General features: G+C 55.3%; 13 protein-coding genes. 5 read left to right on the forward strand and 8 right to left on the reverse strand.

The annotated features are described in order from the left end of the window. Positions 1 to 7 precede the first annotated feature (7 nt). From HUV30_RS12130 to HUV30_RS12150, 5 genes are all read right to left on the reverse strand, one after another. Positions 8 to 832: a hypothetical protein gene (locus tag HUV30_RS12130; protein ID WP_243452167.1), complete on the reverse strand. Its 825-nt coding sequence runs from the start codon at positions 830 to 832 to the stop codon at positions 8 to 10. Positions 833 to 1,031: 199 nt separating this feature from the next. Further along, complete coding sequence (locus HUV30_RS12135) at positions 1,032 to 1,301, reverse strand: DUF1653 domain-containing protein (protein ID WP_174405702.1); 270 nt, start codon at positions 1,299 to 1,301, stop codon at positions 1,032 to 1,034. 160 nt (positions 1,302 to 1,461) lie between these two features. Then, positions 1,462 to 2,127, reverse strand: a complete 666-nt coding sequence (locus tag HUV30_RS12140; RefSeq protein ID WP_174405703.1) for a LutC/YkgG family protein — start codon at positions 2,125 to 2,127, stop codon at positions 1,462 to 1,464. After that, complete coding sequence (locus tag HUV30_RS12145; protein ID WP_174405704.1) at positions 2,120 to 3,550, reverse strand: LutB/LldF family L-lactate oxidation iron-sulfur protein; 1,431 nt, start codon at positions 3,548 to 3,550, stop codon at positions 2,120 to 2,122. The genes HUV30_RS12140 and HUV30_RS12145 overlap by 8 nt, the downstream gene beginning before the upstream one ends. Further along, positions 3,543 to 4,295 (reverse strand): (Fe-S)-binding protein, encoded by a 753-nt coding sequence (locus tag HUV30_RS12150; protein WP_205245215.1) that lies wholly within the window; start codon positions 4,293 to 4,295, stop codon positions 3,543 to 3,545. Before HUV30_RS12150 ends, HUV30_RS12145 begins: the two co-directional genes overlap by 8 nt. A 447-nt stretch (positions 4,296 to 4,742) precedes the next feature. Here HUV30_RS12150 and HUV30_RS12155 point away from each other — a divergent pair, with 447 nt between their 5' ends. Further along, positions 4,743 to 5,342, forward strand: a complete 600-nt coding sequence (locus tag HUV30_RS12155) for a MarC family protein (RefSeq protein ID WP_174405706.1) — start codon at positions 4,743 to 4,745, stop codon at positions 5,340 to 5,342. A 327-nt stretch (positions 5,343 to 5,669) separates the two neighbouring features. Here the strand turns inward: HUV30_RS12155 and HUV30_RS12160 are convergent, their stop codons facing one another. Continuing rightward, a complete protein-coding gene (locus tag HUV30_RS12160; RefSeq protein ID WP_174405707.1) occupies positions 5,670 to 6,839 on the reverse strand; it encodes a hypothetical protein in 1,170 nt (389 codons plus the stop codon). A gap of 204 nt (positions 6,840 to 7,043) precedes the next feature. Here HUV30_RS12160 and HUV30_RS12165 point away from each other — a divergent pair, with 204 nt between their 5' ends. Then, positions 7,044 to 7,253 carry a hypothetical protein gene (locus tag HUV30_RS12165; protein ID WP_174405708.1) on the forward strand — a complete coding sequence of 70 codons (210 nt, stop codon included), beginning with the start codon at positions 7,044 to 7,046 and terminating at the stop codon, positions 7,251 to 7,253. A gap of 260 nt (positions 7,254 to 7,513) precedes the next feature. Continuing rightward, positions 7,514 to 8,410: an esterase/lipase family protein gene (locus HUV30_RS12170; protein WP_174405709.1), complete on the forward strand. Its 897-nt coding sequence runs from the start codon at positions 7,514 to 7,516 to the stop codon at positions 8,408 to 8,410. An 86-nt stretch (positions 8,411 to 8,496) separates the two neighbouring features. On the opposite strand, the gene HUV30_RS12175 is transcribed toward HUV30_RS12170, so the two are convergent. Next, positions 8,497 to 9,771 carry a glycosyltransferase gene (locus HUV30_RS12175; RefSeq protein WP_174405710.1) on the reverse strand — a complete coding sequence of 425 codons (1,275 nt, stop codon included), beginning with the start codon at positions 9,769 to 9,771 and terminating at the stop codon, positions 8,497 to 8,499. Between the two features lie 29 nt (positions 9,772 to 9,800). Then, positions 9,801 to 11,579 carry a glycosyltransferase family 4 protein gene (locus HUV30_RS12180; protein WP_174405711.1) on the reverse strand — a complete coding sequence of 593 codons (1,779 nt, stop codon included), beginning with the start codon at positions 11,577 to 11,579 and terminating at the stop codon, positions 9,801 to 9,803. 455 nt (positions 11,580 to 12,034) lie between these two features. Between HUV30_RS12180 and HUV30_RS12185 the strand changes: the two genes are divergently transcribed. Together HUV30_RS12185 and HUV30_RS12190 are read left to right on the forward strand one after the other, a co-directional pair. Then, the gene (locus HUV30_RS12185; RefSeq protein WP_174405712.1) at positions 12,035 to 13,504 is read left to right on the forward strand and encodes a sensor domain-containing diguanylate cyclase; all 1,470 of its coding nucleotides are present in this window, start codon (positions 12,035 to 12,037) and stop codon (positions 13,502 to 13,504) included. A gap of 122 nt (positions 13,505 to 13,626) precedes the next feature. After that, the gene (locus tag HUV30_RS12190) at positions 13,627 to 14,313 is read left to right on the forward strand and encodes a queuosine precursor transporter (RefSeq protein WP_174405713.1); all 687 of its coding nucleotides are present in this window, start codon (positions 13,627 to 13,629) and stop codon (positions 14,311 to 14,313) included. Position 14,314 lies beyond the last annotated feature (1 nt).

Here is a 14,314-nt window from a genome sequence, read left to right on the forward strand (position 1 = left end):
AATATCGCTACTCGTCAACATTTGAAGGGCCGGCAGGCAAACTGCGCGGCATCTGGTTCCCACCGGAAGAAGAACCTACGGGAAGTGCCTCAATGGTCTTGCCTGTTGATTCGCCTCCGGCAGTCAGCATCCGCCCGTCAGCAGTGATGGCCGTTTTGCCGTCAATAATGGCAATGCCGGTGCGTTCAAGCACCTCACGGCGGAATGCGTATTCTTCCGTCATCTTTCGTGTGCGGTACATGAGCCAAAGCTTTGCGATGTAGCTGATGAGCCACGCGGCAAAAAGGCCAATACCAACCCATAAGGCAAGCTCTGCAGCCGTTTCGCCCAGCTTGAGCAGAAAGTTCATCACCACATCCATGTTGTAGAGCACAAGCCCCACAAGCAGCAGACCGGCGAGCATGATAATGGTGGGCATACCCTGCACAAGGCCCACCCAGCGCTTCATCTTTTCAGGCATCAGCTCGTGAGCAGTCTGCGAAAATTCCGGATCACCCTGAATGATGCGCGAGAATCCCATGCCGATTATCTGTATGATGAACATTACCCCGACAGGTGCCAGAAACACGGATACAAGGTACGCCTTCCAGGGGAAGGTATATTCCATGGCTCCGTCAGGCAGAGTCTGCATATTGGTGACACCGTGCAGAATGGCCACCACCGTAACCACAAACTCCACAATGATGACACCCAGAGCAATGTAAGCAAGCAGGGATTTACGCTCTTTTTCATTGAGCATGGCCCCCAGTCCGCCGGGGCCGGTCCCCTTGGAAGCGGCCTTGGCAGAGCCTGCCTCTTCACGGGGTTCCTGCTGCATATCCTTTTCGCTCATTCTCACAATTCCTTATGTGGCGGGCACTGCACGCCAGTTTCATAAAACGGTAAATGCCTTGCTACAGGACGCAAGGATAATTTGCAAGCAGATGAAAATGTGTATTTTTTCACACAATTCAACAGAAAACAGCCTGAACACCAACAGCATGTTGCGATGATTATCCAAGCTGCAGCCATGCTTTTAAAAAACTACTGAATCACTCCCCGGCAAGGGGCAGAACTGTCAGCACATTCCGACGGGCCTCTTCAGGCATTTCCGACCAGTCCACAGGAGCAAAGCGAGGTTCATCGGCCCTTCCGGTGCGGGAGACCGAACCGAAAAATTCATCATACGGGCGTGTAAACAAAGCATATTCAGAGGCATACAGAGTGCGGTACACCACCACGAGCCCTTCGGTCGCGGTATCCAGCGCTGTGCCTATTACCTGATAATACTTCCCCTTGAAATGTCGATAGTAGCTGCTCATGTTTTCCTCCGGCAAAGTGATAAGACGGGTGCCGTCCGGCTCATATCCGTTCAGAGAGCAGGAAGCAATACCACACGCGCTCTGGCAACCCCTTGAAAAAAAGCGCCGGAAGAAATCTTCCGGCGCTCTGATTTGCGAGTCGGCGAACCGACGGCTGCGTTTAGTCTACAACGAACACGATCAGGTCCGTGGGACCGTGCACGCCGAACTGCAGAATCAGTTCGATATCTGCAGTCTTGGAAGGACCGGAGATGAGCAGCGCGTTGGTGGGAGCCTTAGCGTTCCAGTCCAGAGCTTCAATGGCTTCAGCAAAGGAAGTCCAGATCTTGTCGGCCTTGACCACGGCAAAGTGTACCGGAGGAACAAGGGACAGAAGACGGGGTTCCTGAGGAGAAGGCCACAGAATCATGGCTGCGGATTCTGCGATACCGCCCATGGTGGTGGTGATGCCGGCAGAAGCTTCGAAAAGCTCATCGCGGAATTCTTCCACATCGGCAGTCCACGGAACGAGCGGAGCGATATCCTTCTTGCCCTTCCATGCGGATTCAAGCTTCTTGGAGATATCGGTATCCTGACCATATACGAGGTTCTTGAGACCACGTTCGGCCATGATTTCCTGAAGCTTGCCGATCCATTCGTCGCCCTTGACCTGATGCACTTCCGTGCGCATGGCGCTCATCAGTTCCACAAAGCGTGCAACGCGTGCGGCCTTGTCTTCGATGGGAGCGGGAACCCACTTCTCGGCAGCGGGAACATAGGAAGCACCGGAGATGCTGGCACTGTGGAGACGGGCGAATATATTTTCGCGGGCGCTAGTATTACTCATTACGGATACCCTCTTTCTTCGCCAGATCCTTCAGGCTCTGACGGGCGAACTTGGGAGAGGTGCGGACACTGGTCCACGCCTTCAACGGACCAACCTTGGGAAGCATGTTGCCGAACCACTGCACGCCCATGAGCATGAGCTTGTTGCAGGTAGAGTTCACCTGAGTGAGCTTCCAGCCCTTCCAGACCATGGTTTCCACAAGGCTTTTCTTGTAACCGTGGCCCTTCACAACGCCGTCGCCGTCCATGTCGTAGCTTTCGTCACGCAGGCGGCGGATAAGGTTGGGGATCGGAATCATGACCGGACATACTTCTTCACAGGCATTACACAGCGAAGAGGCTGTGGGCAGGCTGCCCTTCTTGTCCAGACCTTCCACCTGCGGCATCAGGATTTCACCGATGGGGCCGGGGTAGGTGGAACCGTATGCATGGCCGCCGATGCGGGTATATACGGGGCAGTGGTTCAGACAGGTACCGCAGCGGATACACTGCAGGGTCTGGCGCAGCTGCTTGTCGGCAAGGATCTTGGAGCGGCCGTTGTCCAGAATGATGAGGTGGACTTCCTTGGGGCCGTCCTTTTCGCCGGGCTTGCGGGGTCCCTTGATCATGTTGAAATAGGTGGTGATACGCTGGCCGGTGGCAGAACCACACAGCAGGCGATACAGCGGAGGAATGTCTTCCAGCTTTTCAACCACCTTCTCAAGGCCCATCAGGGCAACATGCACGGGCGGAACAGCAGTACACATACGACCGTTGCCTTCGTTTTCCACCAGGCACAGGGTGCCGGATTCGGCAATGGCGAAGTTCACGCCGGAAAGGCCGATGTCTGCGGTGCGGTAATGTTCGCGCAGCTGACGGCGGGCAATAACGAGAAGTTCGGAAGTGTCTTCGGTGTAGGAAACACCGGGGATGTTATCGGCAAAGATCTGGGCGATCTGCTTGCGGTTCTTGTGCACCGCGGGAACAATGATGTGCGACGGAGGCTCATTGTTCAGCTGAATGATGTATTCGCCAAGGTCAGTTTCCAGAGGCAGCTTGCCCTTGTCTTCGAGGAACTTGTTCAGGTGCATTTCCTCGGACACCATGGACTTGCCCTTCACCATCTTGTGGGCGCTGTGCTTTTCCATGAGGTCGAGCACAATATTGTTGGCTTCGTCCACGGTTTCAGCCCAGTGAACGATGATGCCGTTTTCCTTGCACTTGGCTTCGAGCTGTTCGAGCAGCTGGGGCAGCTTGGTCAGCACGTTACGCTTAAGACCGTTGCCTACCTTGCGCAGATGTGCAGTTTCAACGGGGTCAGAGAACACTGCAAGGCGCTTGCCGCGCAGGGCATCGGTGGCAAACTTGAAGTTGGCGCGCAGCTGCTTGTCGGCAAGGGCTGCATTAATGCTCTGCTTGAAATTGAATTTTGCGTTGCTAGCCATTGATGCGCTCCAGAATGAATTCAGCAATGTGCTGGCCTTCGATGGCTACTTTCTCTTTTCCCATGTGGCCGGTGATGTTCATCATGCAACCGCAGTCGCCGGTGAGGAACTTGCGGGTGCCGGTGTTCTTGATATCTTCGACCTTATCATGAACCATTGCCGCAGAGATCTCAGGCTGCTTGATGGAGAAGGTGCCGCCGAAACCGCAGCACTCGTGCTCGCGCTCGATCTCAACCAGCTCAACGTTCTTGAGCTGACGGATAAGGGCCTTGGAATCATCCGTGCAGCCCATTTCGCGACGGGCATGACAGGAAGAATGCCAGGTCAGCTTAACAGGATTACCCTTATCGGTGTACTGCACGTTGAGAACAGTGTTGAGGAAAGAAGTGAGTTCGTGCACGCGGTCACAGAACTTCTTCACTTCGTAGTATTCCGGATCATCCTTGAACAACTCGAGATAGTGATACTTCATCATGCCGGCACAGGACCCGGAAGGCACGATGATAGGATAGTTGTTGCCGGAGAAAATCTGTACCTGCTTCCATGCAACATCCTTTGCTTCCTGACGGAAACCGGAGTTGTAGGCAGGCTGGCCGCAGCAGCCTTGTTCCTGCGGGAAAATAACTTCCACGCCTTCACGCTGCAGCAGTTTGATACCGGCCATACCTGCTTTGGGATAGGCCATATCCACCAGACAGGTGCCAAAATAGTAGACTGTTTTCACTTTTGCTGGATTATTACCCATTATTCCTCTCGCTTCGTTAATCAGGCCCGAAACCGTAGAATACGGCACCGGACCCTGCTGATATGTCCCTTGAGCCATCGGGCAAACCCCAAGCCGGATGAGGGACATGTGACGGACTTGAACCATACCATAAAAACCCGAAGATCGTCGACATATCGATTGGTTGAACCAATGATAAATCATGGTTGTTTTATCAATCAACCCCTTGAAGACACAGGAACAAGAGCGTACAAGCCTTTCGTCTTCACAAATCACTTTTTTTTCACAACCCGCCGGAACCCGGATCTTCAAAGATTCGAAAACGTGTAACTATCTGAAATAACAAGAAGCAGAAAAAACCATCCACCAGTGGTTTGACCAATTACATTTTGTGTTCCTTTCGCCTTCCCATTGGGATATAGAATGGAATTACCCTACTTGCCGCAACTCACAAACAAGGAAACCATCATGGAACACATCACGCTGTTCATTTCCACATATATCAAGATGTTCTTCGTGCTTGCCCCGTTTTTTGTCATGACCATGTTTCTGGCCCTGACAAAGGACATGCCGGCACAGCGACAGAAGAAAATCGCGCTACGTGTCACCCTTGCAGTTGTCATCATCTGCATCACCCTGTTCTTCTTCGGTGACACAATCTTTGCCATCTTCGGCATTACGCTGGATTCCTTCCGCATCGGTGCAGGCGCTCTGCTCTTTCTTTCCGCTGTTGAGCTTGTGCGCGGCACCAAGACAGCCGTGAAGCCGGATCTGGAAGGCGACATAAGCGTTGTTCCGCTTGCCATTCCCATTACGGTTGGCCCCGCCACCACCGGTGCCCTGCTCATTCTTGGTGCACAGATGAAGGGGGTTACCGCCTTAGCTGTAGGCACCGCCGCTCTGGTTGCCGCCATCCTTTCTCTGGGCACCCTGCTCTACCTTGCCCCCAAGGTGGAGAAGATCATCGGCGGCATCGGCCTTTCCATCATGACCAAGATCACCGGTCTGGTACTGGCAGCTCTTTCCGCGCAGATCATATTCACCGGCGTAAAGAACTTTCTTTCTTAGCTTCTCCCACAAAGAACTTTGCGGCCCGGATGGTAGAAGTACCTTCCGGGCTTTTCTTTTTCCGATCCGCTCTATCCATACTCCGCCATGAACTTCTCTTTGTAGCCCACCTCGTCCCCCGAAGCTTTCCACACCGTCTCTGGCGACCGCTTAAAAGACCGATGGCGGACTTGCTTCCGCGCTCCCCTGGACACCCTTGAGCACCGCATTTGAGCTATTACACGTTCCTTCCGGCAGCGGGACCCATCCCCCCTGCCCGTCCCGCAGAATAATAAAAAAGGCCGGAGCGTTACACTCCGGCCTTTCAGAATTCTTATGCAGTGCGGCTTAGCCGCTTACATGAACAATACCCAGACGGCTCTTGATGAACTGCTTCATCAGGTCGTTGATCAGCTCATCTTTATTAAGGTGATCGGCATAGCCCGCATCCTTGATAAGCTTCTGGAACTCGCTGCGGGAAAGTACGTCGTCCTTGGCAGCCACGAGCTCAACCTTGCGACAGAAGGGCTGCAGAGAAGCCACGAGTTCAGCTTCGGGAGCAGACTCGAAATGCCGCATCTGCTGTGCAATGTCCTCTGCCGGAGGCAGGTTGGAATCCTCGATGATACGGCGGAAGCCGTCGAGGAAACGCCGCGTACCGGAAATGATGTGGCTGCGCTTTACCACGTTGAGATTCGCCCAGCCCGCCTTCAACCATTTGAACACGGTATACTGGGTGGTCCTGCTGCCGGGGCCCTTATCAAAGAATACGGTCACAGTGGAGGAATCGTACATATACGTGTCCATCCAGCCTATACCACGGGCTGTGGCACCGTCTTCGTTGGTATAGACATAGTCCCAGTTGGTATCCTTGCCGACAATCGCTCCCTTCTTGCCGACGGAGGAAGTATCCTGCTGACGGGAGACGGAAACGAACATCCGGTGTCCTTTGTAGGGCATCACGATGAGCAGTCTGTCAAGGTTATAGCCGTAGTAGGAGCCGCTGAACTCGTCAGGAGTGATTTCCTCGTATTCAACGCCGCGCATAACCACAGGTTCTTCCAGCCCGCCGAGCACTTCCCACAACTTTGCCCCCTTGGTGAGGATATCGCTGCCCGCGAGCCAGTGGCCTCTGCGGATGGAGTTGGGAAAGAGTACCGACGGCGGAATGGCCGGATCGTAGCAATAGCGGACCAGCTTCTCCATGGGAACCTGAATCTCTTCACGCATGAAGATGCCGTATCCCTGCTCGCGCTTGCGGGGCATTTCCTTCTGTGCATCGGGAGTGTTTGATGCCAGAGCGAAGTCCAGAACAGGGGCAAAGTCGGCTGCATCCACTGCGCCGTTTTTGTCCCTCACGGCCTTGATGAGAGTATCAAGGCCCGCCTCCACGTCCTTTGCCATGCCGGTTTCTACAGAATCAGCAGCACGGGAATCGTGCAGGGCAACTCCGCAAACCAGAAACGCCATAACAGCAAAACAGACTATTGATCGGGTAATAATGGAATTTCGAATCAAGGATGTTCTCCGGAAAGGTCAGAAAAAAGAAGCTGGATGCTCCTTGTGAGCAAAACAGTAATGCGTTACCTTTAATGCGTCAAGGAACGACAAGGCCGGAAAAAGGGGCTTTTCCGCCCCGGGCAGATGATTCCGAACACGGATGGTGAGGGATGCTGCGGAGATGTCATGTAAGGACAATTCCATTGCATGGGGGAAAACACCATGACGTTCGACAGATCCACAATGTGGGATGCCATCACCGCGCTGGCAACGGTTTCCCATTCCTACGCGAGCAATAATCAGCGCATGCTGAGCAAGGTTTTCAAAAACCTCAATTCGCTGGGGCTTGCATCGCCTCAAATGCCGCAGACTGTGAGCATACACCCCACCATCGAAGCCACGACCGGCAAAGTCATCAGCAAAATAACCTGATTACCGGCCAGCTCTTTCTGCTACCGGAGCATTCGGCCCATCAGCCGGAAAGAATTCATCATCCGTATACTGGCAGACTACAGGCAGCTCTGCGGGCATGCGTAACGCATGTCCGTGAAGCAGGTTCTGTTGTGTCGAATACAGACGAATAAACCTGCTCCCTTCCCCCCCTCCGACGCTCAATCCCCCCCTGTCGGCGTTGCTCCATCTCCTGCTTCCTGCTATTGCGTGGCAAAACAATTCTCCATAGGAATACCACAATGATCTGGCTACTGATTAAGCTCTATTTCGCGGTCATGATTATCATATCCCTCATCTCGTATTTGCTTTTCTGGTACGAGGAGGGCAGCCGTCCCTATGGCCCCCATCCGGGTGTCTGCACCCGTGCAGGCTGCATTCTGCGTGGTCTGGGTATGAGCTTGATGAGTCTCATCATGGTTACCGCAACCTACCCGTTGGCGTTTTTTCCAACCCGGCTACGTGTAAAAAAACAATCCCCGGCCTCTTCCACCAATCCTCCCATACTGTTTGTTCACGGCCTCTATCACAACGCATCGGCATGGCTGGCATACCTCCGCTGGTTCGAACAGGCGGGCTTCTCGAATCTGCACTCTTTTACCTATCTGAGCTTTCTGACCAACGTTGAGCATCTGGTGAACAAGCTGGATGAGAATGTAGCCAAACTGGAAGCAAGTGCGCCTGACCACAAACCGGTGCTTGTGGGGCATAGTCTGGGCGGACTCATTATACGGGCTTGGCTCTCCCGTGCGGAGAATGATCAACGTGTGGCCGGGGTCATTACCCTTGGTACCCCTCATCAAGGCAGCAAACTAGCCGGATTAGGTGCCGGAGGCTTGTGCCGCAGCATCATTTTCAGAGGGCCGCTGATTCGTACCATTGAAGCCAACGATATCTCGCCAAGCATCCCCTGCTACAGCCTGTCATCCGCACTGGATAACATGGTCCTCCCGCAGGAGGGGCTGCATATCCGCAATGCCGCATGGATTGAAGAACGCACGCCGCTGGTAAGCCACATAGGCATGCTCTACCACAAACCCACAGCCCGTCAGGTCCTGGGGATTCTTCGTGATATAGTGGAAGAACAGGTTGAGCCCTGCGATGTGCTTGCAGGTGTGGAAGCTGGCGAAGACAGGTAATACCCTGATGCACTGATTACTGCATAGACAGGGTGCGGCAGAACAGAATGGATGCCCCAGCCGCCGCTGCACTACAGGCGTTTCAATTATGCCTGCAGCACGCGGGCATAAAGGGCAAGGTAGCCCCGCACCATTCTATCCTGCGTGAACTTGCGGGCATATGCCTCAATACCGGCAGCAACAAGAGCACGGCGTGTTCCCGCTGAACTGAGCACGGATACGCAGGCATTCACAAAGCCCGGCCAGTCGCCCGCAGGGACAAGAAGGCCGGTTTCACCATGTTGCACCTGCTCCCGCAGCCCCCCGACATCAAAGGCAACCACGGGACAGCCGAGCGACATGGCTTCCAGCACCACCAGCGGGTGATTATCCGCAATGGTCGGATAAGCAAAGCAGTCGGCCGCGGCCATGCAAAGCTGCGCGTGTTCACGATCCAGATAGGGCCAGCGTATACAGTCTCCGCCCCTGTCATGCACCTCGCCCCCGACCATGAAGCCCAACACTCCGTCCGCACGCTGCCGGATGGACTGCCATACTTCCTGCCACCGGTCGCCGGATTTATAGGCGGCCTGCTCTCCCCCATGCGCCATGAAGAGAACCAGCTTTGCGTCGGGGTCTATGCCAAGCTTCTTTCGGGCCGCACTACGCGTAACGCCCTGCATGGGAGGCTCCACCCCGTTGGGCACCACCGAGCATGGCATCTGCGGAAGCACGGACCTGACCAGCCCTTTCAGCCAGCCGGAAGGGGAAACGAGCTGCACGCCTGCAAGACGATGCGCCTCGGCCAAGGCTTTGTGCCGCCTGCGTTGTTCGGTTGTGGCGTTTGCATACCCGCGCGGGCAGGGAGTCAGACAGCCCTCGAAAATTCCGGGGCAGTCGAGCGGATAGGGGCAGCCCCCCGTCAGAAGGGAACAGTCGTGCAGTGTGATAACGGCGGGCCGTGCCGCTTTGGCGATCGACTCAAGGCAGGCGACCCAATCAAGGGAACCGTGCACATGCAGCAACCGCCCTGCCCCCACGGAACCGACATTGGAACCGGTAATGGGACCGGCAATGGATGCCCCGGCTACCGGAGTGTGCGGCATGGTGTTATCTTGCGCCGTTCCTGCGTCGTTCACCTCGCAGCTGGCGGAGCAGCGTACGTCACAGGCCTCAAGACCGTACCGGAGCATGGACGCCACCCTTGCGGCACCGCCACGCCACGCCAACACCGTGTGCATATGCACTCCAAGCAGTGCGCCGTGCAGCACACCTTGCCGTGTATCAGCTGCACACGGGGAGCGGGAAATATCATCGGCAGCGTGGTGCGCGTCAGCCTCCGAGCCATCGGCCCCGTGGCAGCCCATATCCAGACCGCCCATACCGGCTCCTTGCATCCCCTCTGTTCTACTCATTGCGGTATCCGCTCCAGAAAGTCGTGCTTGAGCGCCCAGAGCAGCAGCGCCTGCGCACGGCACTCTATCATAGGCGAATCCGTCACGCCCGGGGCGGGCTGAGAGAGGTCAGACACGGACGGGTCAGGCTCAAACGAGTCAGGTAGTGCCGAGTCAGGTAGTGCCGAGTCAGGTAGTGCCGAGTCAGCGTTTCCGAAACCGGGTTCCGCGCCGCTTTCAGCAGAAGAGTTTGCCCGTTCTGCCCGTTCTACCTGTCGCATTCTGTCTGCGACAAGTACGGTCAACGCTCCCGCAGAAATTCCCTTGCGGGCGCTGAAGAGCATGAACCGGAGAAGCTCCGCATCCACAATATCCGCCACACCTTCATAGACAACCGGCTGCTCGACTCCCCGATACACAGCCTCACCGGAGCGGCTCCACCTGATCTGCATGTCAGCGGTAAGTCCTGCAGAAGGATACCCGCCGAACAGATCAGCATACGCCGTGCGCAAAGGATGCTGGGCAGAGCGGAGGGCAGACTCATTCACGGGCAGGCTGTTCAGCCTGTCCCACAGGGCCAGATACTGCCCGATAACGGCTTCCCAGCCGTAGTTTGCCCGTACATGACGGGCCGCCTGCGCGCCCATACGCCGCCTTGCCTCCGGATCTGCTATCAGCGCATGCAGAGCCCCGGCCAGAGCTGGCACATCCACCACCGTACGCTGGGCCATTTCCAGATGCGTAGCGGTATCAAAGACGAGGTGTGACAACATATCAATATCAAGCGTGGCGGCGGGACCGAGCGTCGGCACCAGCAGTCCCGTTTCTCCATCAACCACAAGATCGCGGTAGCCGTCGTAGTCTGAAGCAACGACAGGCAGCCCCATGGCCCCTGCCTCAAGCAACGTCAGGCCAAACGTCTCCTGCATGTTATCCACAGGAGACACAAATATATCCGCCGCGCCGTACAGCCTGTTCCGCTCCGTATCGGAGGGAGCAGGAATAACGTGCAGCCGTATGCCGAGCGCCTTGGCAAAGCCTCCCAGCACATGCGGCGTGGTATCGCCCTGCTGCATGAAACCGGCAACAACCAGATGCAGGGTTTCCTGACCTATCCCCATGCGGCCAAGCCGCTGGATAGCGCGCAGCAAGGGCAGCAGGTCCATCTTGGAATAGTGGGAGATGCGGGCAAATGCCAGAAGGATTGTATCATTATCTCCTGCCCCCAGCCCCGCACGAACAGCATGCCGTGTAGCCCTGTCAGGCAGAGGAAGTGAAGACAGGTCAATGCCGAGAGGAATGCGCTCTATGTCCGGCAATGCAAAGCCGTTACATTCCGCGCCATATTCCCTGCCCAGCCGTGCAAAAACGGAAGAAACCATACCCACGGCAGCGCGCGATGTTGCTATCACCACATCCCGTGCGCTTGTTCCCGCCCACATCTGCTGCAGAAACAGAGGCATATAGCGGGCATAGCTGAGGGTATGGGTACAACCCGTAACGGGAAAAATACGCCGTGCATACCGGTTGCGCAGCATGGCGAGCTGGCTGTTATGCAACAGACAGTCTGACAGATGAAAACAGTGAAAATCGTACTGCCTGAGAGCCTGCGGCAACTGAGCATGAGTACCCAGCACGAACCGACCATCACGCAGCATGCCGCCGAACTCCTTGGCGAGCCGCTCACGCAGGATGGAAAGCTGGTTGTTGTCGGAAAGATAGAAATGATACGCGGCAAAGGGGTCTTTCCGTAACAACGCACGGATGAATCCTTCGTTGGCCACGCTGCGGCCCATAATCTCGCCACCCTCGAAAAAAGGATGCAAGGTTCCCCAAATACCAGTGTTTTTCATGAAATGAAAAGGACACATATTCCGGCCATTGTCAAACCGGTTTTTCCACGCGCCAGTCTCGCCCGCCCTCTGCCTTTTTAGCACATTCCTCTTCCTGTCATTCGGTTTCCGGCAATGCTCATGCCACCAGAGGCACATGGTGCCATTTTTCTGACAGCATTATCAATTGCCTGAACTCCCGCCGAACCGTCTTGCACTCGTCGGCAGCAAGAAACCTTACAGCAATTCAAACTCTTCTCAGCAAAACCAAGCCCAACAGCTCAAATACATTGAAATATCCCGAACCCGGCTAAATACGGGGCCTGATATGGTCCTCATCTTGCAAGGTTAGTGGCAACGCCACGTCTAATTTGAAAGAATGGGCAGATTATGCCGTTTCTCCGGGAGGGATTCACGCTATGCGCGGTACTAACAAAAAGACAATGTGGGGCCTCGGACTTCTGCCCGATGATGCCGCCCTCATTGACTCGGTCGGCAACACCGAGTTCACTCTTATCTCGTTGCCATCGGGAACCGTCCCTGACGCCGAAGCCATGGACAAGGACGAGCCCTGTATCCTGTGGATATCCAAGACAGCATGGGATGAGATCAAAACTCTGCCTCATACGGCCACGCGCCATCTCGATATCATTCCACGCGTTCTTCTGCTCGGCGGCGAATACCGCATGGAGGAGCTTGAAGAAGCGCTCGATAACGGCTTTACCGATGTCATCAAACCGCCGTTGACCGAATCACGCATCAAGGACGTGCTCATGCGTACGTCCGAAACGCATAATCTGTATCACGACATCATGCGCATGACGCGCGAAATATGTCTTGAACGGGAGCTGCTTGAGCGCAAGAACGACATTCTGTCCTTCATTGTGTCCTTTCTTTCCCGTGCAACGGAAAGCCTTGAGCCGTCCGAGATTCTGCAAAGCGCCCAGGAAGAGCTTGCCACCCTGCTGCCGATAGCAGCCATGGGTGCCATATGCTGGGCACCCGGCACAGGGCGTGACCTTGATGCGAGCCTCTATATTTCAGCCAACGATGATCACCCCGCCCGCAAGGAATGGGAAAATCTGCTCCTCGGCGGCGCTGAAAAACTCTCCGGCAGAAAGGTGAGGAACTACACGAGCGAACAGATCCATTGTCAGGAAGAGGCAGACGACCTTATGCCCGAGCCCGGCAAGGTGGCCATTCTGCCCCTGAAGACCGCAGGCGAGACATTTGGTGCAGTGGCTCTGCTCTCCCGTTCCGACCTGCATCTGGGCAAAGATCAGGTGCAGATACTCAAGTCTGCCATGAAGCATCTTGCGCTGGCTTTGAAAAACGCCATGCTCTACCGCCAGATGAAGCAGCATGCCGACCTGGACGGTCTGACGCTCGTACACAACCGAAGGCACTTTGATAACCGGCTCAAGGAAGAGGTTGACCGGCACATCCGCTATAGTCACCCCCTGTCGCTGCTCATACTGGACATTGACCATTTCAAGCAGATCAACGACATGCATGGCCATCAGGCCGGAGACACGGTACTCAAGGAGCTGGCAGCCCTGCTGCGCAGCACGCTGCGCACCACGGACTATGTCGCCCGCTACGGCGGAGAGGAGTTCACAATCATCCTCCCGCACACACAGGAAGAACCTGCTGCCCAGCTGGCGGAACGCCTGCGTATCACAGTAGCGGACTATACGTTCATGCATGAGGCGGTCCGCATTCCGATCACAATCAGCATCGGTCTTTCCAGCCAGAAGGAATCGACGCAGCTTCCCGCAGACCTTATCCTTGAAGCAGATAAAGCCCTTTACAGGGCCAAGGCGCAGGGAAGAAACAAGGTCTGCATGCCCGACTACTGTCTGAACAAGTGCAGCTCCGCCGCGATCTGACACAAGGGGGGCTCAGCTTGACGCCCTTTCGCAAATAAGACAAAACGATCCCCGCATCCCCGATCATTCAAGACAGGGGCTGGTTCTTCCGGCCCCTTTTACTATTTGTGAGGACATGTTTCGTGAACGAGATCCTGTGGATAGGCTTTGCCATCGTCGATCTGACCTTAACGCTTGCCGTATACCGCCTGTTCGGAAAGACCGGCCTGTTCGGCCTCATCGTCTTCAACCTGCTGCTATGCAACATACAGGTGCTCAAAACGGTTGAGCTTTTCGGCATGACCACCACACTCGGCAATATCCTGTACGCGGGTGTGTTTCTTGCCACGGATATTCTGGGTGAATTCCATGGAAAAAAGGAAGCCCGCAAAGGCGTGCTTCTGGGATTTGTCACCCTGCTCATGGCCACTCTCTACATGCAGGTAGCGCTCAAGTTCATTCCCGCGCAGAACGACTTTGCCCAGCCCTTGCTTGAAGGCATCTTCGGTTTCATGCCTCGGCTGGCGTTCGCATCTCTGGCAGCCTATCTCCTTTCCCAGATGCACGACGTATGGGCCTACCATTTCTGGAAGCGCGTTACCAACGGACGCGCGTTGTGGCTGCGCAACAACGCATCTACCCTTGTATCCCAGATGCTGGATTCCACCGTCTTCTGCGTGCTCGCATTCTGGGGTGAATATCCTGCGGAAGTCCTTTTTGAGATCGTAATTACAACCTACATTTTCAAAAGCATTGTCGCCCTGCTGGATACGCCTTTCATCTATCTTGCAAAACGCTTCCGCCCTGAAGAAGCAGACTGCGCAGCATAAA

It is taken from the genome of Desulfovibrio subterraneus, from assembly GCF_013340285.1.
Classification (GTDB): Bacteria; Desulfobacterota; Desulfovibrionia; order Desulfovibrionales; family Desulfovibrionaceae; genus Halodesulfovibrio; species Halodesulfovibrio subterraneus.

Coding starts and splice junctions, on each gene's coding strand:
- HUV30_RS12130 (WP_243452167.1), bottom strand. CDS start 832: ATGAGCGAAAAGGATATGCAGCAGGAACCCCGTGAAGAGGCAGGCTCT.
- HUV30_RS12135 (WP_174405702.1), bottom strand. CDS start 1,301: ATGAGCAGCTACTATCGACATTTCAAGGGGAAGTATTATCAGGTAATA.
- HUV30_RS12140 (WP_174405703.1), bottom strand. CDS start 2,127: ATGAGTAATACTAGCGCCCGCGAAAATATATTCGCCCGTCTCCACAGT.
- HUV30_RS12145 (WP_174405704.1), bottom strand. CDS start 3,550: ATGGCTAGCAACGCAAAATTCAATTTCAAGCAGAGCATTAATGCAGCC.
- HUV30_RS12150 (WP_205245215.1), bottom strand. CDS start 4,295: ATGGGTAATAATCCAGCAAAAGTGAAAACAGTCTACTATTTTGGCACC.
- HUV30_RS12155 (WP_174405706.1), top strand. CDS start 4,743: ATGGAACACATCACGCTGTTCATTTCCACATATATCAAGATGTTCTTC.
- HUV30_RS12165 (WP_174405708.1), top strand. CDS start 7,044: ATGACGTTCGACAGATCCACAATGTGGGATGCCATCACCGCGCTGGCA.
- HUV30_RS12170 (WP_174405709.1), top strand. CDS start 7,514: ATGATCTGGCTACTGATTAAGCTCTATTTCGCGGTCATGATTATCATA.
- HUV30_RS12175 (WP_174405710.1), bottom strand. CDS start 9,771: ATGGGCGGTCTGGATATGGGCTGCCACGGGGCCGATGGCTCGGAGGCT.
- HUV30_RS12180 (WP_174405711.1), bottom strand. CDS start 11,579: ATGGGCCGCAGCGTGGCCAACGAAGGATTCATCCGTGCGTTGTTACGG.
- HUV30_RS12185 (WP_174405712.1), top strand. CDS start 12,035: ATGCGCGGTACTAACAAAAAGACAATGTGGGGCCTCGGACTTCTGCCC.